Origin of the sequence: Mucilaginibacter arboris (assembly GCF_009754915.1) — a bacterium.
GTDB lineage: Bacteria > Bacteroidota > Bacteroidia > Sphingobacteriales > Sphingobacteriaceae > Mucilaginibacter_A > Mucilaginibacter_A arboris.
The window spans coordinates 1-24067 of the sequence record NZ_WPIK01000001.1 but is presented as its reverse complement, the minus strand read 5'-3'; the positions used below and the strand labels follow the sequence as shown (position 1 = coordinate 24067).

Annotated in this window: 26 protein-coding genes and 1 riboswitch; of the genes, 16 read left to right on the top strand and 10 right to left on the bottom strand. The window is 39.8% G+C overall.

Going from position 1 to position 24067, the window contains the following annotated elements:
- Positions 1-47 precede the first annotated feature (47 nt).
- Positions 48-449, top strand: coding sequence for an HIT family protein (locus GO621_RS00125; protein ID WP_157562674.1), 402 nt, complete (start codon positions 48-50; stop codon positions 447-449).
- A gap of 49 nt (positions 450-498) precedes the next feature.
- Here the strand turns inward: GO621_RS00125 and ruvC are convergent, their stop codons facing one another.
- Complete coding sequence (ruvC, locus tag GO621_RS00120; protein ID WP_157563604.1) at positions 499-1095, bottom strand: crossover junction endodeoxyribonuclease RuvC; 597 nt, start codon at positions 1093-1095, stop codon at positions 499-501.
- Between the two features lie 45 nt (positions 1096-1140).
- Here ruvC and GO621_RS00115 point away from each other — a divergent pair, with 45 nt between their 5' ends.
- From GO621_RS00115 to GO621_RS00080, 8 genes are all read left to right on the top strand, one after another.
- On the top strand, positions 1141-2112 hold the full coding sequence (locus GO621_RS00115) for a lysylphosphatidylglycerol synthase domain-containing protein (RefSeq protein ID WP_157562673.1): 972 nt from the start codon (positions 1141-1143) through the stop codon (positions 2110-2112).
- A complete protein-coding gene (locus GO621_RS00110; protein ID WP_232335554.1) occupies positions 2096-3229 on the top strand; it encodes a glycosyltransferase in 1134 nt (377 codons plus the stop codon). Before GO621_RS00115 ends, GO621_RS00110 begins: the two co-directional genes overlap by 17 nt.
- Before the next feature lie 80 nt (positions 3230-3309).
- Positions 3310-4491, top strand: a complete 1182-nt coding sequence (locus GO621_RS00105) for an ABC transporter permease (RefSeq protein WP_232335553.1) — start codon at positions 3310-3312, stop codon at positions 4489-4491.
- Between the two features lie 37 nt (positions 4492-4528).
- Positions 4529-5764 (top strand): PP2C family protein-serine/threonine phosphatase, encoded by a 1236-nt coding sequence (locus GO621_RS00100; protein WP_157562669.1) that lies wholly within the window; start codon positions 4529-4531, stop codon positions 5762-5764.
- A gap of 94 nt (positions 5765-5858) precedes the next feature.
- A complete protein-coding gene (locus tag GO621_RS00095; protein ID WP_157562667.1) occupies positions 5859-6491 on the top strand; it encodes a ribonuclease HII in 633 nt (210 codons plus the stop codon).
- A 135-nt stretch (positions 6492-6626) separates the two neighbouring features.
- Positions 6627-7709: a glycine cleavage system aminomethyltransferase GcvT gene (gcvT, locus tag GO621_RS00090; RefSeq protein ID WP_157562664.1), complete on the top strand. Its 1083-nt coding sequence runs from the start codon at positions 6627-6629 to the stop codon at positions 7707-7709.
- Between the two features lie 78 nt (positions 7710-7787).
- Positions 7788-8513: a 2-phosphosulfolactate phosphatase gene (locus tag GO621_RS00085; protein ID WP_157562661.1), complete on the top strand. Its 726-nt coding sequence runs from the start codon at positions 7788-7790 to the stop codon at positions 8511-8513.
- A gap of 45 nt (positions 8514-8558) precedes the next feature.
- A complete protein-coding gene (locus GO621_RS00080; RefSeq protein WP_157562658.1) occupies positions 8559-8741 on the top strand; it encodes a hypothetical protein in 183 nt (60 codons plus the stop codon).
- A gap of 115 nt (positions 8742-8856) precedes the next feature.
- Here the strand turns inward: GO621_RS00080 and GO621_RS00075 are convergent, their stop codons facing one another.
- The 5 genes from GO621_RS00075 to GO621_RS00055 form a co-directional block, all read right to left on the bottom strand.
- Entirely contained in the window at positions 8857-9183 is a 327-nt protein-coding gene (locus tag GO621_RS00075; RefSeq protein WP_157562655.1) for a nucleotide pyrophosphohydrolase, read from the bottom strand.
- 4 nt (positions 9184-9187) lie between these two features.
- On the bottom strand, positions 9188-9646 hold the full coding sequence (dtd, locus tag GO621_RS00070) for a D-aminoacyl-tRNA deacylase (RefSeq protein WP_157562652.1): 459 nt from the start codon (positions 9644-9646) through the stop codon (positions 9188-9190).
- A 93-nt stretch (positions 9647-9739) separates the two neighbouring features.
- A complete protein-coding gene (rsgA, locus tag GO621_RS00065) occupies positions 9740-10660 on the bottom strand; it encodes a ribosome small subunit-dependent GTPase A (RefSeq protein WP_157562649.1) in 921 nt (306 codons plus the stop codon).
- Complete coding sequence (locus GO621_RS00060; protein WP_157562646.1) at positions 10660-11025, bottom strand: type II toxin-antitoxin system PemK/MazF family toxin; 366 nt, start codon at positions 11023-11025, stop codon at positions 10660-10662. Before GO621_RS00060 ends, rsgA begins: the two co-directional genes overlap by 1 nt.
- Entirely contained in the window at positions 11012-11275 is a 264-nt protein-coding gene (locus GO621_RS00055; RefSeq protein ID WP_157562643.1) for a hypothetical protein, read from the bottom strand. Before GO621_RS00055 ends, GO621_RS00060 begins: the two co-directional genes overlap by 14 nt.
- A 73-nt stretch (positions 11276-11348) precedes the next feature.
- On the opposite strand from GO621_RS00055, the gene GO621_RS19180 reads away from it, so the two are divergent.
- From GO621_RS19180 to GO621_RS00025, 7 genes are all read left to right on the top strand, one after another.
- A complete protein-coding gene (locus GO621_RS19180) occupies positions 11349-11480 on the top strand; it encodes a hypothetical protein (protein ID WP_262884975.1) in 132 nt (43 codons plus the stop codon).
- An 80-nt stretch (positions 11481-11560) separates the two neighbouring features.
- Entirely contained in the window at positions 11561-14011 is a 2451-nt protein-coding gene (gene thrA, locus GO621_RS00050; RefSeq protein ID WP_157562640.1) for a bifunctional aspartate kinase/homoserine dehydrogenase I, read from the top strand.
- 58 nt (positions 14012-14069) lie between these two features.
- The gene (locus GO621_RS00045; RefSeq protein WP_157562638.1) at positions 14070-15005 is read left to right on the top strand and encodes a homoserine kinase; all 936 of its coding nucleotides are present in this window, start codon (positions 14070-14072) and stop codon (positions 15003-15005) included.
- An 84-nt stretch (positions 15006-15089) separates the two neighbouring features.
- Positions 15090-16412: a threonine synthase gene (thrC, locus tag GO621_RS00040; RefSeq protein WP_157562636.1), complete on the top strand. Its 1323-nt coding sequence runs from the start codon at positions 15090-15092 to the stop codon at positions 16410-16412.
- 69 nt (positions 16413-16481) lie between these two features.
- Positions 16482-16727, top strand: coding sequence for a DUF6364 family protein (locus tag GO621_RS00035; protein WP_157562635.1), 246 nt, complete (start codon positions 16482-16484; stop codon positions 16725-16727).
- A gap of 186 nt (positions 16728-16913) precedes the next feature.
- Entirely contained in the window at positions 16914-17138 is a 225-nt protein-coding gene (locus GO621_RS00030) for a type II toxin-antitoxin system VapC family toxin (RefSeq protein ID WP_157562633.1), read from the top strand.
- Positions 17139-17146: 8 nt separating this feature from the next.
- Positions 17147-17752: an HAD family hydrolase gene (locus GO621_RS00025; protein ID WP_157562631.1), complete on the top strand. Its 606-nt coding sequence runs from the start codon at positions 17147-17149 to the stop codon at positions 17750-17752.
- A 36-nt stretch (positions 17753-17788) separates the two neighbouring features.
- Here GO621_RS00025 and GO621_RS00020 read toward each other — a convergent pair whose 3' ends face one another.
- The 4 genes from GO621_RS00020 to GO621_RS00005 all read right to left on the bottom strand — a co-directional run bounded on the left by GO621_RS00020 (position 17789) and on the right by GO621_RS00005 (position 24021).
- Positions 17789-18742 (bottom strand): methylenetetrahydrofolate reductase, encoded by a 954-nt coding sequence (locus GO621_RS00020; RefSeq protein ID WP_157562629.1) that lies wholly within the window; start codon positions 18740-18742, stop codon positions 17789-17791.
- 84 nt (positions 18743-18826) lie between these two features.
- Positions 18827-19189 carry a four helix bundle protein gene (locus GO621_RS00015; RefSeq protein ID WP_157562628.1) on the bottom strand — a complete coding sequence of 121 codons (363 nt, stop codon included), beginning with the start codon at positions 19187-19189 and terminating at the stop codon, positions 18827-18829.
- Between the two features lie 62 nt (positions 19190-19251).
- The gene (gene metH / locus GO621_RS00010; protein ID WP_157562626.1) at positions 19252-22941 is read right to left on the bottom strand and encodes a methionine synthase; all 3690 of its coding nucleotides are present in this window, start codon (positions 22939-22941) and stop codon (positions 19252-19254) included.
- Positions 22942-23068: 127 nt separating this feature from the next.
- Positions 23069-23179: riboswitch (SAM riboswitch) on the bottom strand.
- 104 nt (positions 23180-23283) lie between these two features.
- Positions 23284-24021 (bottom strand): Bax inhibitor-1/YccA family protein, encoded by a 738-nt coding sequence (locus tag GO621_RS00005; RefSeq protein WP_157562623.1) that lies wholly within the window; start codon positions 24019-24021, stop codon positions 23284-23286.
- Positions 24022-24067 lie beyond the last annotated feature (46 nt).

Here is a 24067-nt window from a genome sequence, read left to right as displayed (position 1 = left end):
TTTATAGATAATCGTTCATTGTTCCTAAACTCAATCTTAATATAATTATGTCAACCATATTTTCAAAAATCGTTTCCGGCGAAATAGAAGCGTATAAAGTTGCAGAAAGCATCGATTTTCTGGCTTTTTTGGATGTAAGTCCGCTTGCAACCGGGCACACCTTAGTAATTCCAAAAAAAGAAGTAGATTATATTTTTGATCTGGACGACGAAACGTATAATGGCTTAATGATCTTCACTAAAATTGTGGCCGAAGGCCTAAAAAAAGTAGTTCCGTGTAAAAAAGTTGGCGTTGCGGTAATTGGACTGGAAGTTCCGCATGTGCACATTCATTTAATCCCGATGAATGAAGTTAGCGATATGAATTTCTCCAAACCAAAACTAAGTTTCAGCGCAGCAGAAATGGAAGCAACTGCCGAAAAAATTAAAGAAGCTTTACGGGAAGATTAAGATTTTATGCCGATAAAAGAAGCATCATAAATTATTTTCGGTGCTTCTTTTACACTACTTTTTTTGCTATTGATGCTGATGCAACACGTTTCACATTATCTTTCACAAAAGATTCCCAGCCGCTGTAGCTCTTTTTATCACTACTTTTTGTGCCGATTTTCTGGAAAGAATGACAAACTGCAACTGCCAATCCATCCGTTGCATCCAAAAAATCTGGCGTTTCTTTAAATTTTAATAAGTTTTGCAGCATTGCCGCAACCTGCTCTTTGCTGGCATTTCCGTTCCCAGTGATAGATTGCTTGATTTTTCGCGGAGAATATTCTGTAATTTCCACATTTCTAGAAAGTGCTGCCGCCATTGCAACGCCTTGCGCCCTGCCCAATTTCAGCATTACCTGAATGTTTTTACCATAAAAAGGTGCTTCAATAGCTAAACAATCGGGGTGGTAATGATCAATCAGGTTTACTGTTTTTTCAAAAATGCGTTGCAGTTTCAGCATGTGGTCGTCTAAATGGTCCATCTTCACTACGCCCAAACTCAGCAGTTCCAGCTTTTGTCCGTTCTCTTTCACCAAGCCGTAACCCATTACTTTCGTTCCCGGATCAATCCCCAAAATCACCCTTTCCTTCGATTTTTCCACCTGCATAGAACAAGTATAAGTCAAATCCGTAACATTGCAAAAAATTTCGTCTTGGCCCGTATTGCCCGTAAAACCATTAGTTACCTTTTAAAAATTGGTATTGTACTGCTTACCATTTGGTTTGTTTACCGGCATCTCAACCATAACCAGAACTTATTTGAATTTGTAAACCGTATTCATCAAATTGGCCAAACACAATTTTACACAGTTATTATTGCGGTTACCATTTTAATGTTTGTTAACTGGATACTGGAAGCAGCAAAATGGCAGTATTTAACAAAGCTGCTCGAAAAAATGAGTTTGTGGAAAGCGATAGAAGCAGTTTTCTGCGGATTAACAATGGCCATTATCACCCCAAACCGTATTGGAGAATATGGAGGGAGGATTTTATATCTTCCGGTTAGAAAACGTGTACATGGTATTTTTGCCATGGCAGTAGGTTCTTTCGGTCAGAATACTGTTACCAATGTAATTGGTACGCTTTCGCTGGTTTGTTTTATATACAAGTATTTAAACTTAAATTCCTGGCTTTCGCTAAGCCTGACATTCTTGGCCATGGTTTTTATATTCCTGATGCTGTTGTTCTACTTCCGCATCCGCTGGCTGGTTTTTTTGCTGGATAAAATAAAGTTTTTAAAAAAATACCATCGTTTTTTCAGCATTATGGCCAAATACAGCTTTCCGCAACTTGTTGTTATTATGCTGTTTAGCCTGGCGCGGTTTGCCGTTTTTTCTTCTCAATATTATATCCTGATCCATATTTTATTGCCCGATCTGCATTTTATTCCGGTAATGCTGATGGTTTTTAACCTGTTTTTTATCCAGTCGGCCATACCATCGTTAGATTTGCTGGATATTGGCGTACGTAATTTTATCGCTAATTATCTGTTTGGTTTCATCACCACACAATCTGTTGCAATTATGGCATGTGTTTCTTGTATTTGGTTAATCAATTTAATTATTCCGGCTCTTTTAGGGTCTGTTTTTGTACTCAAACTAAACTTCTTTGGCAACAATACTTAGTGCGGCAGCAATGCTGTTCACCGCTTTTTATGTGATCTTATTTGTTTTCCTGATTGCAGGATGGCTGCGTGTAAAACAAAGTTTTTTGCCGGTAAAAGAAGCATTCCAAACCAAAGTAACTGTGTTAATTGCTGCGCGTAACGAAGAAGCAGGTATCCACCAAACCATCGAAGATATTTTGGCGCAGCAATATCCGAAAGAATTACTGGAAGTGATTATTGCAGATGACCACTCGACCGACCGCACTGCCGAAATTATTTTAAGTTATGCAGGCCGTGGCGTAAAACTGCTTCAGTTGAAAGAAGACCAGCCTCTTAATTCCTACAAAAAGAAAGCCATCAGCGAAGCAATCAAGCTATCAAAAGGCGATTTGATGGTAGCAACCGATGCCGATTGCCGGATGGGGCCGCATTGGCTGGAAGCCATTGTTAGTAAGTTTGAAAAAAGCAATGTGTTGATGTTATCCTCACCGGTTGCTTTTTTTGAAGATAAAAACCTGTTTGAACGCTTGCAGGCGCTGGAGTTTTCTGCTTTTATTGGTTTGGGCGCATCAACTATCGGCAACAAAAAAGCGTCAACTTGTAACGGCGCAAATTTAGCTTATAAAAAAAGCATTTTTAACGAAGTGGGCGGTTTTAAAGGAATTGATGACCTGGCTTCGGGAGATGATGAACTGCTGCTTCAAAAAATTGCAGCAAAATATCCGGACGGGATTAGTTTTTTAAAGCAAAAAGAAGCTATTGTTTATACTTATGCCAAATCCACCTGGGAAGAATTTAAGCAGCAACGCCGCCGCTGGGCATCTAAATCGGTAAAATATAAAGATAAAGCTATTGTTGCCCTGGCGGTTGGTTTCTGGTTTTTTAATGCCTTGATCCTGGCTAACCTTGCAGCCGGAATTTTTAATGTATTTTATCTAAAGGTTGCTGCTGTTCAATTACTGCTGAAAATAATTTCTGAAGGCATATTTTTATTTTTTGTAACAACTTTTTTTAAACGCCGTAAACTATTGCTGCTTTTGCCCTTAGGCTCTTTACTGCATGTTTTTTATGTTGTTTATATCGGTATCATTGGGAACAAAGGTGTTTATGAGTGGAAAGGCAGAAAAGTGCACTAACAGGGTTTTTCAAAATAATTCTGTTGTTTAAAACATACGTACTATATTTAAACCAGAAATGTTCTTCATTTGATTAAACCTTGACTACATCTGATCTTACCGGTACTAAATGGAAAATTTTCTGCCAAAATAAGCTGGCTGTAGCAGGTATGTTCCTAATTATTGCTACCTCGCTTGTTGCCATTCTTGGCTATCTAATTACGCCCGACGCTACTCCGCAGGCAAATGATATGCTGATACAGTTAAGTTTGAAAAAACCGGGAACCTCTTTTACCATGCTCCGCATTCTGAAACAAGAGCGTACCAACCAAGGGAATTTCCTTCAAAAAATGTTTTTCGGCCAGCCTTCGCCCTGGCGTAATATCCCGTTTACTTCTTTTCGTTTCAAACAGGATTCTCTTTATGTTCGTGAATATATTGGTGATGAAGATGTGGCAACAGAAATGGGTTACAATATCTATAAAATTAGTGCTAAAAGAAGCATTTCAACAGCTATCAACCCAAAAAAAGAGGCGATAAAAGAAGCATCAGTGCAAGCTGTAAGAAAAGGGATTACCGAGCATCAGATCATTAAAAAAACGTACTGGCTTGGTACAGATATTTATGGCCGGGACATGCTGAGCCGGCTAATTATTGGTGCCCGTATTTCATTGGCAGTTGGTTTTGTATCGGTCATAATCAGTTTGGTTGTAGGCGTTGCAATAGGTTCTGCTGCAGGTTATTTTGGCGGAAAAACCGACGAAATTTTAAGCTGGCTGATGAATGTTTTATGGGCATTGCCTGCCTTGCTGCTGGTAATAGCCATTTCTTTTGCTTTAGGAAAAGGTTTGTGGCAAATATTTATTGCCGTTGGGCTTTCCATGTGGGTTGAAGTTGGCCGTTTGGTACGCGGGCAGGTAATTGCAATGAAACAGGTAGAATTTATAGAAGCAGCCCGATCATTAGGGTTTGGAAATTATCGGATTATCCGGCACCACATCCTGCCAAACATCAGCGGACCAATTATGGTATTGGCTGCTTCTAATTTTGCATCAGCTATTTTACTGGAGGCCGGTTTAAGTTTTTTGGGTTATGGTGCGCAACCGCCGGCACCAACCTGGGGGGGCATGATTAAAGAACACTACGGTTATATTGTTATAGATTCGGCTTATCTTGCTATTTTGCCCGGGTTAGCTATTATGCTGATGGTTTATGCCTTTAATGTGGTAACTATCGGGTTGCGGGATGCGTTTGATGTGAGGTCGCAAACCACACGTATTTAAGCTGGTAAAAATGATAGGAGAAGAATTATAATTCACAATGCAGAACTATAACGATCATTCCGAAGAAGATGAATTGGTCCGCCTGCTTTTAAAAAGGCAGGCAGAGTTAAATGCTTTGCTGGAAATAACACAGGCAATCAATAAAAGCGCATCTACATTAATTTTGATAGATATGCTGGAGGTAATTATGAAAGATTACCTGCAAGTAGGTAAATTTCGTTTTATAACGGAAACGGAAGGCCAGTTTAAATGTATCTCATACTACGGCGGCGAGTTTGAGCAACATAGAGTGCTTCTTAAATGCTGTAAAGGATTAGGGAAATTTAGAGGCCCGGTATCCCTTAGTTCAAACGAAAATGAGGTCCTGAAAAATTACGATTACTTTATCCCGGTTTTTCAGAAAAATAAAATGCTGGCTTTTGCGCTGATTGGTGATTTTAAAACCACTCCGCAAATGATGGGAAATGATCTCAATTTTATCCAAACGCTTACCAACGTTATTATGGTTGCCCTGGAGAACAAGAAGTTGTTTAAAAAGCGGATAGAGGCAGAGCGTTTTCAGCGGGAAATGGAACTGGCCGGGGATGTGCAGCAAATGCTGATCCCGCTTACCATTTATAGCGAGCCGGGTATTGATGTTGCCGCCCGTTATCTTCCGCACCAAAACATTGGCGGCGATTATTATGATTTTATCCGGTTAAACCAGAACGAATTTTTATGGTGCATTGCAGATGTTTCGGGCAAGGGTGTTTCGGCAGCTTTGCTAATGGCCAATTTACAAGCCAGTTTACGTGCCTGGGCATCTGTAGAGGAAGATTTAACAACCATTATTAAAAAGCTGAATGATATAATCATCAAGACGACTAAAGGCGAAAAATTTATCACCATGTTTTTAGGAAAGTTTAACCAGCAAACAAGAGTATTGAGTTACATTAATGCCGGCCATAATCCGTCTGTGCTTTATTACAAAGGATGCGTAACCGAACTGAAACAAGGCACAACCCTTATTGGCGTACTGGATGAATTGCCTTTTGTAAATACCGGTGAAATGTTGCTGGAAGAGGAATTTATGATTTTTAATTATACAGACGGCTTGATTGAGTACGACCAGGAAAATCCGGATTGGAACGAAAACAAGCTGGGCCAATATGTAAAAACGTACGGTAAACTAAAACCCGACCAGTTTAATACCAAAGTGCTCGATCATGTTAACCGCTGGGTACAAGGCAAACCAATTGACGATGTTACTTTGCTTACCATCAGTTGTAAATAAAATTTCTGTCGAGGTTTTTTGTTGATAAAAACAGCATTGCAATTTTTAAATTTGCCCGTCCTGGGTTTTTAAAGCAGGAAACTTAGGTTAATAAATGAAAGGGCAAACACTTTTAGCACGTTACCAACACCATTTACTGGAAGCCGGTTGTGATGAAGCCGGACGTGGCTGCCTGGCTGGCCCTGTGTTTGCTGCTGCCGTAATTTTGCCTCCGGATTTTCATCATCCGGCACTTAATGATTCGAAGCAGCTTGATGAAGATACCCGTAACCAATTAAGGCCCGAAATAGAAAAAACAGCTTTAGCTTTTGCGGTGGCTTGTGTTGATAACGTAGAAATAGATGAAATAAATATTTTAAATGCATCTATTCTGGCTATGCACCGTGCTGTTGAAAAGCTTCTTTTACCGCCCGGATTTTTGATTATTGATGGAAACAGGTTTAAAAAATATCCTTCAATAGATCATGCTTGCATTGTTAAAGGTGATAGTAAATATTTCAGCATTGCTGCCGCTTCTGTTCTGGCAAAAACATACCGCGATGATTATATGAAGCAGCTTGCGGAAGAATATCCCGAATATCACTGGCATCAAAATAAAGGTTATCCTACCAAAAAACACCGTTCTGTTATTCTTGAAAAAGGTTTTACACCTTATCATCGCCTTACTTTTCGTGTGAGCGATCCGCTTTTAGATGCTTTGGCTGATAGTTCTGCAACAATAAGCTGACCTGACTTGTCCTTTTGCATAATTTACTACTTTTACCGCATAAATTTCTTCTCCAAAATGAAACCATCATAAGCTACAATTAAAATCATAATAGCTTCTGATAACTTCATCACTATTAAAAAACAATTTACTTAGATGAAAAAAACTGCCCTTACAGACGTTCACATTAAAACCGGCGCTAAAATGGTCCCTTTTGCAGGTTACAATATGCCTGTACAATACGCAGGCATCATTCAGGAACACGAAACCGTACGTAAAGCGGTAGGGGTTTTTGATGTGAGCCACATGGGCGAGTTTATTTTAAAAGGAGATAAAGCACTTGAGCTGATCCAAAAAGTAACCAGCAACGATGCTTCAAAATTGTACGATGGCAAAGTGCAATACTCTTGCTTACCAAACGAAACTGGCGGCATTGTAGATGATCTACTGGTTTACCGGATGGATGAAAAAACGTACATGCTGGTGGTAAATGCTTCTAATATTGAAAAAGATTGGAACTGGATTTCAAAATATAATGAGAACGGCGAAGTGAAAATAACTGATATTTCTGACCGAACTTCATTGCTTGCCGTGCAGGGGCCGAAAGCAGCAGAAGCATTGCAAAGCTTAACAGAGGTCGACTTAGGTTCGATGGAATATTATACCTTTAAAAGAAGCACGTTTGCCAATGTAGAAAACGTAATCATTTCTGCAACAGGTTATACTGGTGCCGGCGGTTTTGAAATTTATTTTGATAACCGGCACGCACCTCATATTTGGGAAGCTATTTTAAAAGCCGGAGAACCTTTTGGTATTAAACCAATTGGTTTGGCCGCACGCGATACTTTACGCTTGGAAATGGGTTTTTGTTTGTACGGCAATGATATTGATGATACCACTTCTCCGCTGGAAGCAGGTTTAGGCTGGGTAACCAAGTTCAATAAAGATTTTGTAAACGCAGCAGCATTAAAACAGCAAAAAGAAAACGGTATCAGCAAAAAATTAATTGGTTTTGAAATGATTGAACGCGGCATTCCCCGCCATGATTATGAAATTACAGATGCAGAAGGAAATTCGATTGGCAAAGTAACGTCGGGTACGCAATCGCCATCTTTGCAAAAAGCAGTTGGTTTGGGTTATGTTGAAAATGCTTTTGCCAAAGAAGGAACCGAAATCTACATCAAAATACGCGACCAAAAAATTAAAGCAAAAGTAGTTAAGCCGCCTTTTTACAAATAAAAACAGTTAACTTAATTAAAGCCGCATGCTTCTTTTATCACCTAAAAATTGGTGACTAACCTCTAACTGCTTTTTGTAATGAATGAAAAACTAACGATTGAAACCTGCTTAACACCGGCACTGCTGCCGCTTTACCATATTGAAAATAGTATTGCTGTTATTATTGATATTTTCCGGGCAACCTCATCGATTTGTTACGGCATTGAAAATGGCGCAGAAGCCATTATTCCGGTTGCGCAGGTAGAAGAATGCGCTGCTTACCGGCAAAAAGGGTTTGATTATCTGCTCGCTGCCGAGCGTAACGGAGAAGTGGTAGCAGGTTTTGATTTTGGAAACTCGCCGTTCTCGTACACTTCAGAAAAAGTTGCCGGAAAAACCATTGTGCTCACTACAACTAATGGCACACACGCTTTGCATTTATCGCGCGGAGCCAAAAAAGTTGTGATCGGTTCGTTTTTAAACCTTTCGGCTTTGTGTAACTGGCTGCAAGATCAGCAGGAAAATATTTTACTAGTTTGTGCCGGATGGAAAAACAATTTTAATTTAGAAGATACTTTATTTGCCGGCGCCGTGATTGATCAGCTTAAAACAAGCGATTATCAATTAGACGATCCCGGCATTGCCGCAAATGATCTTTTTCAGCTTGGAAAAAACGACTTGAATGCTTACCTGCAAAAAACAGCGCACAGCGAACGTTTAAAAAAGTTAGGTATTGAAGAAGATATTAGGTTTTGTTTGCAGGTTGATTTAACAACGGCTATTCCGGTTTTGAGAGGGGAGAAGCTGGTGAAGTTGGAAGGATAAGTGCTATTTTAAATTTAGCTTTTAAAGAAAAAGGATAAGTTAAAAATGACTAATTTTTTAAAATACAAAGACTATCTGGCTAAGATTAATTTTAGCGGGAAAGAAGCATTATACGGAAATATTTTGGGAATTAACGACTTAGTAACTTTTGAAGGAAGATCTTTTAAAGAAGTAAAAAATCTTTTCATAAAGCGGTTAATGACTATCTGGCTACTTGTTTGGCTCTAAATAAGAAACCTGAAAAACCAAGTAAAGAAACTGCTTACTTGTTAAAAAGCCCTGCAAATGCGAAACGTTTGTTAGAGGCTTTAGAAGAATACAAGAAATATTCTAAACAGTAAATCTACTTCAACTTCTCATTATCCCTATGCCGATCCGTATCCCGGATGCTTTTTTTAGCCATGTTTTTTTCCAGCGCTTCGGTTAAATCAATTCCGGTTTGATTAGCCAGACAGATCAGCACAAATAAAACGTCAGCCATTTCATCAGATAAATTCACTTCTTCGTCAGATTTTTTGAAAGATTGTTCGCCATACTTTCGAGCCATAATTCGGGCAACTTCGCCAACTTCTTCCATTAAAATTGCAGTGTTGGTTAGCTCGTTAAAATAACGGATTCCTGTTGTTTGGATCCATTCGTCGACTGCTTGCTGTGCTTCTTTTATCGTCATAAAATCAGTGGTTGTCTTTATCTTTTGTATCCATGATGACGGTTACCGGCCCATCATTTACTAAACTTACTTTCATATCTGCACCAAAAATGCCGGTCGAAATACTTTTGCCTAATAGGTTTTCCAGGATTTTAATCATCATTTCATATAATGGAATTGCTTTTTCAGGTTTCGCTGCGCGGATAAAAGATGGTCGGTTCCCTTTTTTAGTTTGCGCAAAAAGTGTGAATTGCGAAATCAGCAAAATATCACCGTTAACATCAGCTAAAGCTTTGTTCATTAAACCATTTTCATCACGAAAAACCCGAATTCCGATTATTTTTTGTGTTAACCAGCTTACATCTTCTTCGGTATCTGCCTCTTCAATCCCAAGCAGAACCAAAAAACCAGTTTCGATTTCGCCGGTTGCTATGCCGTTTACTTTTACAGATGCTTGGCTTACGCGTTGGATAACTGCCCTCATTTGAGTTGTAAGTTTTGAGTGATATGTTTTAAGTTTTTAAGGCCTGCGATAAAATTAGTGAAGTGTTTGGATACGTATAACTTATAACTTTCTTTACGCCCTCGTATCATTCCCATGATAAATACTCAAATAGCTTTCATAACGAGATTGTTCAATTACGCCTTCTTGCAGCGCAGCTAAAACCGCGCAGCCTGGTTCGTTAATATGGCGGCAATTATAGAAACGGCATTGGTTTAACAGCTCGCGCATTTCCGGGAAAAAGTGGCTCAGCTCCTGTTTTTCAATATCGATCACGCCTAATTCACGGATGCCGGGCGTATCAATCAAAAAACCGCCAAAAGGCAGCTCAAACATTTCGGCAAAAGTGGTAGTGTGTTTGCCTTTATCGCTCCAATCCGAAATTTCGCCTGTGCGGGTTTCCATTCCCGGAAAAATTGAATTGAGTAAAGTAGATTTTCCTACGCCGGAATGGCCGGAGAAAAGTGTGGTTTTGTCTTTTAAAACTTCCGATACTTCTTTTATGCCTGTTTTTTTTATAGCAGAAGTTTCATAACACTGATAACCGATATTTTCATAAATAGCACGGTACTCAGCCAGGATTTCCAAACCTTCTTCGCTGAATAGATCCAGCTTGTTAAAAACAATTCCGGCCGGAATGCCATAAGCTTCGGCAGTAACCAAAAAACGGTCGATAAAACCGAGGGAAGTGCGGGGAGAGGCTAAGGTAACCACCAGCAAAGCCAGATCAAGGTTTGCAGCAATAATTTGCGCCTGTTTGCTTAGGTTGATGGATTTACGGATGATGTAATTTTTCCGGTCGTGCAGCTTGTGGATCACGCCCGTTTGCTGTTCCGGCTCGATCTCAAAATCAACACGGTCTCCAACAGCAATTGGGTTGGTGGTGGTTAAACCTTTCATCCGGAACTTGCCTTTTATCCGGCAATCAAAGCGCTTTCCTTCCGCATCCTGCACCTGGTACCAGCTTCCGGTAGATTTTGTTACGAGGCCCTGCATTAATCTAAAGATAAAATTGATTTAATGTTTTGACGCAAAGTATTGATCGCTTCTTCTTCAAGTTCTCCGATTTTTTGATGTAATCTTATTAAATCCAAAGCGCGAATTTGATCAATTAAAATATAAGATTCTTTTCGTAGTCCGTTTTCTACAGAAGGCTGAATTCTTTGCCGGATCAAGGAAACGCCTTCTTTTGGTTGAGAAGAAACGGCGCAGGCAATAGTAGAGGTGTGGCCAGCGTAATGCAAAACATCCGCTTGCAGAATGATAACCGGACGGATTTTTCCAGGTTCAGTTCCGCTTGCAGGGTCTAGATCTGCAATCCATATTTCGTATTGAAGCGGTATCGGGTTAATATTCATCATCTAAATATTTTTGCATATCAATTAAGGAAGCAGTTTGAAATATTTGTTTTAATTCTTTATCAGGATCATGTGCTTTTAATATTTCAACTTCACGTCGAACCTGCTCTTCCCATTCCTTGCGAGACAAAGTTTTAGCATAAGTGGCAATAGCTTCTTTTATAAAACTATTTCTGCTTATTTTCAATTTTTTAACATGCTTCTCTGTTTCCTCAAAAAGCTTATCATCAATTTTTAGCAATATACTTTTCATGTTGATACTGTTTTTATCTATCAAAAATAGATATACTTCTTGTATATACTTCTTTTATCAACAAAAAAATTATTTGTCTGTTGCAAAATTGAGAACAAAGTATTTACTTTACGCCGCCCTCAACCAGGACAAATTTATGCTGAGCAATCAATCCATTATCATTACCATTATTACTACCACCGGCAATATTTCGGAGGAAGGATAGATTTTGGTAAAAAAATAAAGATAAAAACCATAAAAAGCCTTCCTCCGCAAAGAGGAAGGCTTTTTTGTTAAACCCTTATTATGAAAGTATTAAAATTCGGAGGCACATCCGTAGGTTCTCCCGAAAGTATCCAGGCACTACTGGAAATTGTTAAAAAAGAAGCTGCTGTTTCTGGTAATCCGATAGTTGTACTTTCTGCCATGAGCGGTGTTACAAACCTGCTGTCTAAAATGGCGGATAAAGCTTCTTTAGGCGAAGATTTTTCTTCTTACCTTAAAGAATTGGAAGACCGCCATTTTTTAGTGATAAAAACACTATTAGATGTACAGCGGCAAAATCCGGTTTTTACAAAACTGAAGATTTTTTTTAATGAACTGGAAGATTTGCTGCAAGGAATTTTCAGCTTAAAGGAACTTACTGCCCAAACCCGAGACTTGGTATTAAGTTATGGCGAACGCTGTTCTACTTTTATGATCAGTAAAATTGCTGAGCAATATTTGCAGGAAATTTGTTTTGTTGATGCTTCTGAACTGATTAAAACCGATAGCAATTTCGGCCAGGCGCGGGTACAAACCGAATTAACAGAAATTTTAATTCAAAGCTTTTATAGCGAAAATAAAGGGAAAATACTTTTTGTGACCGGATTTATTGCCAGTAATGAAAAAGGCCGGATGACAACTTTGGGCCGTGGCGGGAGCGATTACACAGCAGCAATTTTCGGTTCTGCTTTAAATGCGGAAGAAATCCAGATCTGGACGGATGTAAACGGAATGATGACGGCAGACCCGAGGATGGTAAAAAAAGCATTTCCGCTGCCGGAACTTTCTTATACAGAAGCAATGGAGCTTTCTTACTTTGGTGCCAAAGTGATTTATCCGCCAACCATGATCCCGGCGTTTTTAAAACGCATCCCTATCGCTATCAAAAATACTTTTCAACCTGATTTTCCGGGAACGGTAATCAGACATGATTGCGGCACTTCAAACTTAATCATTAAAGGGATTTCTTCTATTAACGAGATCAGCATCATTAACCTCGAAGGCAGCGGAATGGTTGGCAAAGCTGGTTTTAGCGGCAGGTTGTTCAGTTTGTTGGCACGCGAGCAGATCAACGTAATTTTAATCACACAATCTTCTTCTGAGCACAGCATTACGTTTGCCATTCATCCAACCAATGCTTTAAAAGCACAACAATTAATTGAGCAGGAATTTGAGCTGGAGCTGATTGCCAAAAAGCTGGAAGCACCGGTTTTTGAGCAAAATCTTTCCATTTTAGCTATTGTAGGCGAGAATATGAAGCAAACGCCGGGTATGTCGGGCAAGTTGTTCCATGCCTTGGGCAGAAACGGCGTAAACGTTCGGGCAATTGCGCAAGGTTCATCAGAATACAATATTTCTGTCGTTATTTCCCGTCCTGATCTGGGCAAAGCTTTAAACGCCGTTCATGATGCTTTTTTTATCGAACTAAATAAAACGCTTCATGCTTTTTGTTTGGGAACCGGAAATATTGGCAAAACCCTATTTAGGCAACTCCAATCGCACCGTAACTTTTTGCAGGAAAACAATGGTATCCAGGTGAAAATTGCCGGCATCAGCAATACGCGTAAAATGTTTTTTGATGATAATGGTTTATCGCTGGATAACTGGCAGGAAATGTTAGAAGCTTCTGCAGAAACAGCAGAACTGGAACTGTTTGTTGCAAGGATGAAGGAAATGAACTTGCCAAATGCTGTTTTTATTGATAATACGGCCAGCCCGAAACCGGTTGCTTTTTATGAAAAGATTTTTAATTCGAATATTTCTATTGTAACCTGCAATAAGATCGGTAATTCTGGCAGCTACGAACAATATCAAAAGTTTAAAGATGCGGCCCGGAACCATGGGGTTGACTTTTACTACGAAACCAATGTTGGCGCAGGTTTGCCTATTATCCAGACGTTGAAAAATTTGATGCTTTCCGGTGACCGGATTATCAAAATTGAAGCTATTTTATCTGGAACGATTTCCTTTATTTTTAACAATTTTAAAGGAGATGCAAACTTCCATGATGTGGTGAAAACAGCGCAGGAAAAAGGTTACACAGAACCTGATCCGCGCGACGATTTAAGCGGAATGGATTTTATGCGAAAAATGCTGATTTTAGCACGTGATGCAGGTTATCCGTTAGAAGCAGCTGATGTAAAGCTGGAAAATATGCTGCCAAAAACAGCAATCGAAGCAGGTACAGTAGCCGAATTTTACGAAGCCTTACAAGCGGAAGATGCTTATTTTAACGGCATAAAAACAGCAGCAGAAAGCAACGGAAAAGTGCTTCGTTACATTGGAAAATTAGAAAACGGAGAAGTTTCTATTTCTTTACAGCAAGTTGATGCCGGACATGCTTTTTACTCGCTTTCGGGCAGTGATAACGTGATATCGTTTACCACAGAACGTTATAAAGAACGTCCGTTAGTTGTAAAAGGGCCAGGCGCTGGCGCCGAAGTTACTGCTGCCGGTGTTTTTGCTGATTTGGTAAATGTTGGTGCACATTAAATTAATTAAATTATAAAGGCCGGTCTTTAGTCTTTGAACTCCGCTCTTTTTAAAAACAATGAAAGATTCTATAAAAGTATTTGCCCCGGCTACTGTTGCCAATGTGGTTTGCGGTTATGATGTACTGGGTTTTGCCGTAAATGCGCCGGGAGATGAAGTGGTGATGCATAGAGTGGAAAAATCAGGCATCACCATAAAAAAAATTACCGGAGATGACGGCCGGTTGCCTTTAGATGCTGCAAAGAATACGGTTAGCGCCAGTGTTAAACATTATCTGAACCACATCGGTCAGCCGGATTTAGGTATCGAAATCGAACTCCACAAAAAAATGCCGATTGGCAGCGGTTTGGGTTCCAGTTCGGCGAGTACAGTTGCGGGTTTGTTTGCGATAAATAATCTGCTTGATAATCCGCTAACTCCAATGGAACTCGTTCCGTTTGCCATGAAAGGCGAAGAACTCGCTTGCGGATACGGCCATGCAGATAATGTTGCACCAGCTTTATTAGGCGGTTTTGTGCTGATCAGAAGTTATGAACCGCTCGATATTATCCGCTTGCCGCATCCGGAAGGTTTGTATTGCGCCATCGTTTTTCCGGAAGTTGATGTACCAACGCGAGATGCAAGGCAAATGATCCGACAAAAAGTATTTTTAAAAGATGCCGTAACGCAATGGGGAAATATTGCCGGTTTGGTAAGCGGTTTGTTTCTGAAAGATATAGACCTGATTGGCCGCAGCATGAAAGATATTCTGGTAGAACCTGTTCGTTCAATTTTAATTCCTGATTTTTATAAGATGCGCGAAATGGCGATGGAAAGCGGTGCCGTAAGTTTCGGGATTTCCGGTTCCGGCCCTTCGGTTTTTGCTTTCACCAAAACCGAAGCCAATGCTTCTTTTATCACCCAAAAAATTGCATCACATTTAACTTCGTTGGGAATTTCCAGCAAAACTTATGTTTCACCAATTAACAATAACGGACCGGTTATTTTAGATTAGTTCTGTTTCCGGTTGTAAGTTGTAAGTTGCGAGTTGCCAGTTCCTTTCACCTTTCAGCCCTTCACCTTTAACCTCTTATAAAAAATGAAACTCTACAGTACCAATAATAAAACTTACGAAGTATCTTTTCAGGAAGCTGTTTTTAACAGTTTGCCGCAGGATAAAGGCTTATATATGCCAGTTGAAATACCTCGTTTGCCGGATGATTTCATCGAAAACCTGCACCAATTTTCTTTGCCCGAAATTGCTTTTCGCGTTGCGGATAATTTGCTGCAAGGCATTATTCCTTCCGGAGATTTAAAAGCAATTATTGATGATGCGATCAACTTCCCGGCGCCGGTTGTAAAACTGACTGAAGATCAATATGTGCTCGAACTTTTCCACGGGCCATCGCTTGCTTTTAAAGATTTTGGCGCCCGTTTTATGAGCCGCGTAATGGCTTATTTTCTTCGTGAAGGTGAAAAAGAACTGAATGTTCTGGTAGCCACTTCCGGCGATACCGGCGGCGCGGTGGCTTTAGGTTTTTTAGGCGTGCCGAACACTTTGGTTACCATTTTATATCCGAAAGGAAAAGTTAGCCCGATACAGGAATTGCAGTTAACCACCAACGGACAAAACATTCGTGCCATCGAAATTGACGGTACTTTTGATGATTGCCAGGCATTGGTAAAACAAGCTTTTGTAGATGCAGAACTGAATGAAAAATTCCGGCTGACTTCTGCTAATTCCATCAATATTTCCCGTTTAATCCCCCAAACTTTTTACTATTTCAATGCCGTTGCGCAATTGCAGCGGGAAGGTAAAAAGGATGTGGTTTTCTCTGTTCCCAGCGGAAATTTCGGCAACATCGGCGCTGGTTTGCTGGCCAGGAAAATGGGTTTGCCGGTGAAACAGTTTATTGCTGCCACCAACGCGAATGATACCGTTCCCACTTTTTTAAACGGCGGTATTTATCAACCCAAACCTTCCGTAGCAACCATTTCCAATGCAATGGATGTAGGCAATCCAAGCAATTGGGCACGCATTATGGATCTGTTTCAGGAAGATCAATCAGCAATAACCAAATTAGTTAGTGGTTACAGTTTTAATGATGAGCAAACAAAAGATGCTATTGCAGAAGTTTACCATTTGTATGATTATGTAGTTTGTCCGCATACCGCAATTGCTTATCTGGCGCTTAATGCTTGGCAAAAGCAACATCCGCAGCAGGAAAATACTGGCGTTTTTTTAGCCACGGCCCATCCTTGTAAATTCCCTGATGTTTTTTCGGATGAAATTGCTGCCGATATTGAAATACCAGAACAAGTGCTGGAACTGGAAGAAAAACCAAAACAAGCAGATGCTTTGGGAACAGATTATGCTTCTTTTAAGGCATATTTATTGGCAGAGGAAGGAACTTCAGTTTGAAGATTTTTAGGTGATAAAAGAAGCATCAGTATTAGTGTACACTAATTTTATTTATGCGTATATTTGATTATGAAAAGTCGGGTAAACCTTACTATTGAAGAAAGTTTGCTTTCTAAAGCAAAATGCTACGCTGCTGAAAATCAGGTTAGCGTTTCAGAATTGGTTGAAGATTATTTTAAACAGCTTACCAAGCCAAAAAGAAAATCCAACATTTTCGAAATGGTGAAGCAGCTGGATATTAAAGAAAAGTTTACGGATATTCAGGATTTTAAAAAAGCTTATTACGAAGATAACGCTGCAAAATATGGCTTTTAAAATACTGTTAGATGCAAATGTTTTGATAGAGTTTTGCTGGAAAGAGATAAGTTTGAGGAATCGCAACGCTTGCTTAAAGAAACCCTTTACTTTCCTAACAAAGTTTTTGTTACACCCGCGATTATTCATATTACTTCATACTAGGTAAAAAAATCTTTGGGGATTGAAACCACAAAATTTCTTTTATTGGAACTTTTAGAAGATATAGAAACGATTGACTGCAATCATAAAACGGCTGTTTTGGCTATTGCGTCAGTAATGCCGGATGTAGAGGATGCTTTGCAATATTATACGGCTCTACAACATAAACTAGATTATGTAATTACCTTTGATAAGCAGTTTCAAAAGCAGGGCATTCCTTCGCTGCCCATTTATTCTCCGCAAGAATTTTTAACAACTTTTATCGATTAATTATTTCGATGATCAACACTATTATTTTTGATTTAGGCAACGTTCTAATCAATTGGGAACCTAAAATTTTATACAACAAGATCTTTGGTTCTGAGGAAAAAGCCAATCATTTCCTGGAAAATATTTGTACGCTGGCCTGGAACGAAGAACAGGATGCCGGACGTTCTTTAGAAGCGGGAACAAAAGCTTTAATTGAACGATATCCGCATCATAAAGAAGAAATCAGCGCTTATTACGACCGCTGGGAAGAAATGCTAAACGGGCCCATTGAAGGAACTGTTGATATTTTCAAAAAGCTAAAAGCTACCGGTAAGTATAAATTTTATGCGCTAACAAACTGGTCGGCAGAACTTTTCCCGATAGCCTTGCGCGAGTTTGATTTTTTAAACTGGTTTGATGGCATTGTGGTTTCGGGCGATGAAGGCATTCGCAAACCCGAAGCCGCTTTCTTCCAGATTTTATTTGACCGTTATCAGGTTAAACCGGAAGATGCTGTTTTTATCGATGATAATTTGCGAAATGTGGAAGCCGCAAGGAAATTGGGAATTGAATCTATTCGGTTTACATCGGCAGAAGAATTGGAAAAAGCATTACAAGATTTAGAAGTTTTGTAACCTTAATCTTGTAATGCTTCTTTTATCAACCTAAAATTAAAATACCGCTTTTGCAATTCTTTTAGTCGGTTCCGCATTTCCCATCGTATAAAAATGTAAAACCGGTGCGCCTATTTCCTTTAATTCTTTGCACTGGTTAATCATCCATTCGATACCAACTTCTCTTACTTCCTTATCGTTTTTGCAAGCTTGTACCGCATCGCTCAAATCTTCGGGGATATCGATATGAAATATTTTTGGCAGATTGATGAGCTGTTTTGCCGTTGTAAGTGGTTTTAGTCCGGGAATAATTGGAATATTAATTCCGTTTTCTCGGCAGCATTTTACAAATTCCCGGTATTTATTGTTATCAAAAAACATTTGAGTAACCATAAAATCTGCGCCGAGATCAACCTTCTTTTTCAGGAACTGAAAGTCGGTTTTTAAGTTGGGCGCTTCAAAATGTTTCTCCGGATAAGCCGCAATGCCAACACAAAAATCAGTTTTAAAAGATTCGTGGTCTTCGTGCAGGTAAATGCCGTTGTTCATGTTCACTACCTGTTCCAGCAATTCTGTAGCATAAGTATGTCCGCCGGGAGTAGGTATAAAACCAGCATCGCCTTTCCGGGCATCTCCTCGTAAAACCAAAACATTGTCAATGCCCAGAAATTGCAGGTCGATCAAGGCATATTCGGTTTCCTCTTTGGTAAAGCCGCCACAAAGTAAATGCGGGACAGCATCTACCTTATATCTGTTCATGATGGCTGCACAAACGGCAACTGTTCCGGGGCGCTTCCGGTATGTTACTTTTTCTAACAATCCATTGTCGCGTTCTTTATAAAAAGAATCTTCACGCAGTGAAGTAACATCGATAAAAGGAGGATTGAGTTCCATCAGCGGGTCAATCGCGTCAAAAATTCCCTGGATGCCATGTCCTTTAATCGGCGGTAAAAGTTCAAAAGAAAAAAGTGTTTTGCCGTTGGCGTTTTTAATATGATCGGTAATTTTCATGAGGTTATAAGAGCGGGGAGCGGGGAAAAAGGATATAAATGGTTTGTAAAATTGATGATTATCAGAGTGGGAAAAAGGATATAACTATTTGTTGAGTTGATTATTTTGATAAGTGATAAGACCCGCCAGCAAAATTCTGATTTTTTTAAGTTTTTCTAACATGAGTTTTAGTTCAGTTTCATCAATAAAATTAAGGTCGAGCGAAAGGTAAAGTTGTGTTTCTAATTCGTAAGCAGAGCCTCGGGCGATATAATAAAAACGCATCATGTCTTTCGGCTGATTGCGGCCACAACCTTCAGCAATATTGGAAGGAATCGAGATTGCAGCTCTTTTTATTTGAGATTGTAAGCCATAAACTTCTTCTTTCGGAAAACGTTCAATACACAGATAAACTATTTTAACTAATGCCCTTGCTTCTTTCCAGGCATCCAAATCTGTAAAAGTCATAATTTAATAGTCGAATTTATTTGCAACCATACATATCTTCATTCTTCACTCCTCGATCTTTTTCAATACGAAAGATTCGGGCTCAGCCACCGCTCTACTTCTTCTATCGGCATATTTTTTCTTTGGGCATAATCTTCTACCTGATCTTTGGTGATTTTGCCTAATCCAAAATATTTAGCTTGAGGATGTGCAAAGTAAAAACCGCTGACAGAAGAAGCTGGCATCATTGCTAAGCTTTCTGTTAGATACATCCCTGTATTTTCTTCTGCATTTAGCAGCTTAAATAAAGTCCATTTTTCTGTATGGTCAGGACAAGCCGGATAACCTGGCGCGGGACGAATGCCTTGGTATTTTTCCTTAATCATCTCTTCATTGCTCAAGTGTTCGTCTTTAGCATAACCCCAATATTCGCGGCGAACAAGCTCGTGCATTTTTTCTGCAAAAGCTTCGGCCAAACGATCAGCTAAAGCTTTTGCCATAATGCTGTTGTAATCATCATGGTCTGCTTCAAATTTGGCTACCAGTTCATCACAACCTAAACCTGCTGTCACGGCAAATCCTCCCCAGTAATCAGGAACGCCTGAAGATTTTTGTGCGATAAAATCAGCAAGTGCATAATAAGGTTCGCCTTTTGGTTTTTCTGCCTGCTGGCGAAGCGTATAGATGGTATCTAAAACTTTTGTTCGGGTTTCATCCGTATAAAGTTCAATATCGTCACCAACTGCATTTGCCGGCCAGAAACCAACTACTCCATTAGCTTGCAACAGTTTTTTTGCTACAATTTCCTGAAGTAATTTCTGTGCATCATCAAATAGTTTTTTGGCTTCTGCACCTACAAATGTGTCGTTAAATATCTTTGGATAACTTCCGCGTAATTCCCAGGTATGGAAGAACGGTGTCCAGTCGATGTAAGGGATCAAATCTTCCAACGGAAAATCTTTAATTGTTTTTGTGCCGAGGAAACTTGGTTTTGGTGTGATAGCTCCGTCTAAGCTCAATTGAAACTTCTGCTCACATGCTTCTTTTACCGGCATAAATTTCTTGTCCACACGTTTATTTAAATGTGCTTCGCGTGCTTTTGCATATTCTTCTTTTATACCTAAAATATAGGTATCCCTGTTGTCCTTATTCATTAAATTGCTGCACATCGTAACACTTCGGGAAGCATCTATTCCGTGTATTACCGGCCCTGAATAATTGGGGTCAATCTTTACTGCCGCATGTATGCGCGATGTTGTTGCGCCACCAATAATTAACGGAATAGTAAAGCCCTCACGCTCCATTTCCTTGGCAAAGTGCACCATTTCATCCAACGAAGGCGTAATTAATCCGCTCAAACCGATAATGTCAACTTTCTGCTTTTTGGCCTCTTCAATAATGCGTTGGGCTGGAACCATTACACCCAGATCAATAATCTCAAAATTATTACATGCTAACACTACGCCTACTATATTTTTACCAATATCATGCACATCACCCTTAACAGTGGCCATTAATATTTTACCGGCGTTGGCTCTGCTTCCGCTCGAATCTTCCCCAGCATCAATAACCCGCTGTTTTTCCAGCTCAATAAATGGTAGCAGATAAGCCACCGCTTTTTTCATTACCCGGGCAGATTTTACCACCTGCGGCAGAAACATTTTCCCGGCACCAAATAAATCGCCCACAATGTTCATCCCGTCCATCAATGGGCCTTCAATTACGTCTAATGGTTTTTCGGCTTTTAGGCGTGCTTCTTCCACATCGTTATCCAAATATTCGATAATTCCTTTCACCAGTGCGTGCGAAAGCCGTTCTTCTACCGTCCCTTTGCGCCATTCTTCATCACGCACTACTTCTTTTCCCTTGCTTTTTATGGTATCAGCAAAAGTGACCAGTCGTTCAGTTGCATCATCGCGGCGGTTTAACAACACGTCTTCAACCAGTTCCAGTAAATCTTTGGGGATTTGCTCGTAAACTTCCAGCATACCGGCGTTTACGATGCCCATGTCCATTCCGGCCTGAATGGCATGATATAGAAAAGCTGAATGCATCGCTTCGCGCACTACATTATTCCCTCTGAAAGAGAAAGAAATATTACTTACGCCGCCGCTTACTTTTGCCATCGGCAGGTTTTGCTTGATCCAGCGTGTAGCGTTTATAAAATCGACTGCATAATTATTATGCTCCTCCAAACCGGTGGCAACCGTTAAAATGTTTGGGTCGAAGATGATATCCTGCGGAGGAAAGCCAAGTTCATTAACTAATATATCATAGCTGCGTTTGCAAATCTCAATGCGGCGCTCGTAATTATCCGCCTGACCGTTCTCATCAAAAGCCATCACTACAACTGCCGCACCGTAACTCAGAATTTTGCGGGCATATTCTTTAAATTTTTCTTCGCCTTCTTTCAGGGAGATGGAATTAACGATGCCTTTTCCTTGTAAACATTTTAATCCGGCTTCAATAACGATCCATTTAGAAGAATCGACCATGATGGGAAGCTTGGCAATATCAGGTTCGGAAGCAACCAGGTTCAGGAATTTTACCATTACCGCTTCAGAATCAATCATACCTTCGTCCATATTGATATCGATCACCTGCGCGCCGCCTTCCACCTGCTGGCGGGCAACGGTTAAAGCTTCTTCATAATTTTCTGCTAAAATCAACTTTGAAAACTTAGGCGATCCGGTAATGTTCGTTCGTTCTCCAATGTTTACAAAAATACTTTCAGGTGTAATGGTAACTGCTTCCAGTCCGCTTAAACGCATAAAAGGTTCTATTTTGGGTTTTTGTCTGGGAGGATATTTTGCTGCTTTTTCTGCGATACATTTGATATGTTCCGGTGTTGTTCCGCAGCAGCCGCCTACGATATTTACAAAGCCCGATTGCAGGAAATCTTCTACCAGATGTGCTGTTTCGTGCGGAACTTCATCATAAGCGCCGAACTCATTGGGTAAGCCCGCATTTGGATAAGCGGAAATGTAAACATCAGCTTTTTCTGAAAGTTCTTCCAAATGCGGACGCATATCTTTGGCACCCAAAGCGCAATTTAAACCAACAGAAAGCAGGTTAGCGTGGCGGATGGAATTCCAGAAAGCTTCTACCGTTTGACCGGAAAGTGTACGGCCGGAAGCATCCGTAATGGTTCCGGAAATCATGATTGGCAATTTTTTGCCGGTAAAAGAAGCATAGCGGTTAATGGCAAACAACGCTGCTTTCGCATTCAGCGTATCAAAAATAGTTTCTACCAAAAGCACATCAGAACCGCCATCAACCAAGCCCCGTACCTGCTCGTAGTAAGCTTCTTCCAGGTCATCAAACGTTACGGCACGATAGCCGGGATCATTTACATCCGGAGAAAGTGAAGCCGTACGGTTAGTTGGGCCAACAGCGCCGGCCACAAAACGGGGTTTTTCCGGTGTTTTTAAATTGTATTCATCCGCTACTTCGCGTGCTATTTTTGCACCTTCAAAGCTTAACTCGTAAGCTAATTCTTCCAGGTGATAATCGGCCAAAGAGATGCGTTGCGTGCTAAACGTGTTGGTTTCGATAATATCTGCCCCGGCATCTAAATATTCTGCATGTATTGCTTTGATAATATCCGGACGGGTGATGTTCAGCAAATCGTTGTTGCCTTTTAAATCAGAAGGATGATCGCGGAAACGTTCTCCCCGAAAATCCTCTTCTGAAAGCTGATAACGCTGGATCATGGTGCCCATCGCACCATCAATAATCAGGATGCGTTTTTGTAATTCTTGTTCGATATTCATTGTAAAGTATCAAGTCGAAAGTATCCGGTATCAAGTACAAATCTATCTGCGACTTTTTGTCTTGATACTTAATACTTGCTACTAAAAAAATCTTATGTCGAAAAGTCCGGTGGATTGGTTTGCCTTTCGCTTATCTGTCTCCAACTAAAAAGTTTGGTTAGAGTAGAATGTAGCACCTTGTAAGCACAGGTTGCTAAGACATCGTTGGGTCTAATCCCTCCGTCTTTCTCCATAAGCACTGCAAATCTGCATAAATAAGCGTTAATATGCAATCATTAACATGCAATAAAAAAGCCCCGCCGAAATTTCCGACAGAGCTTTTTGTATGATAAAAACAGTATTTTACCTTCTTCTGCCGCCGCCAAACACACGTAACAACATCAGGAAAAGGTTGATAAAATCAAGGTATAAAGTTAAAGCGCCCATAATGGCCATTTTTCCTGCGGATGCGCTTCCGTATTCTATACCTTCACCAATTCTTTTCAGTTTTTGTACATCATAAGCAGTTAATCCTACAAACACAGCTACGCCAATATAACTAATTATGTAATCTAATTGCTCGCTGTTCATGAAAAAATTAACAAAAGAAGCGATGATAATACCAAATAAAGCCATTATCAAAATAGAACCAAATTTTGTTAAATCTGTATGCGTGGTATAACCTGCAACGGCCATAACTCCAAAAACCAAAGAAGTAGTTAAAAATACTGTACTGATTAATGCTGAAGTATAAACCAGAAAAATAAAGCTTAAACTAATACCAAATAATGCTGCAAAAGTAATAAACAAAAGCAGTAATACAGGATAGGATAATTTATTAATGCCGAAAGACATAAGGACAAATCCAAGCGGGGAAAACATTACAATCGTACCGAAGATTGTACGTGAATTTGTTTCCGGGTTAAAAAGTAATTGTAATAAGCTCTGATCGTGCGAAAAAATGTAAGACATAGCTGCAGATATGCCCAACGCTACAAACATCCACATAAAAACATTTGCCATAAATTTGCGCGTGGTATCCTGTGTTCCGCTAAGCTCAATGATGTTTTTATAATCGTAATCTGTTTTTCTTGTTTCCATTATTTTTTGTTTGAATATTAGACAAATGTCTTAAAAATTAGTTTAA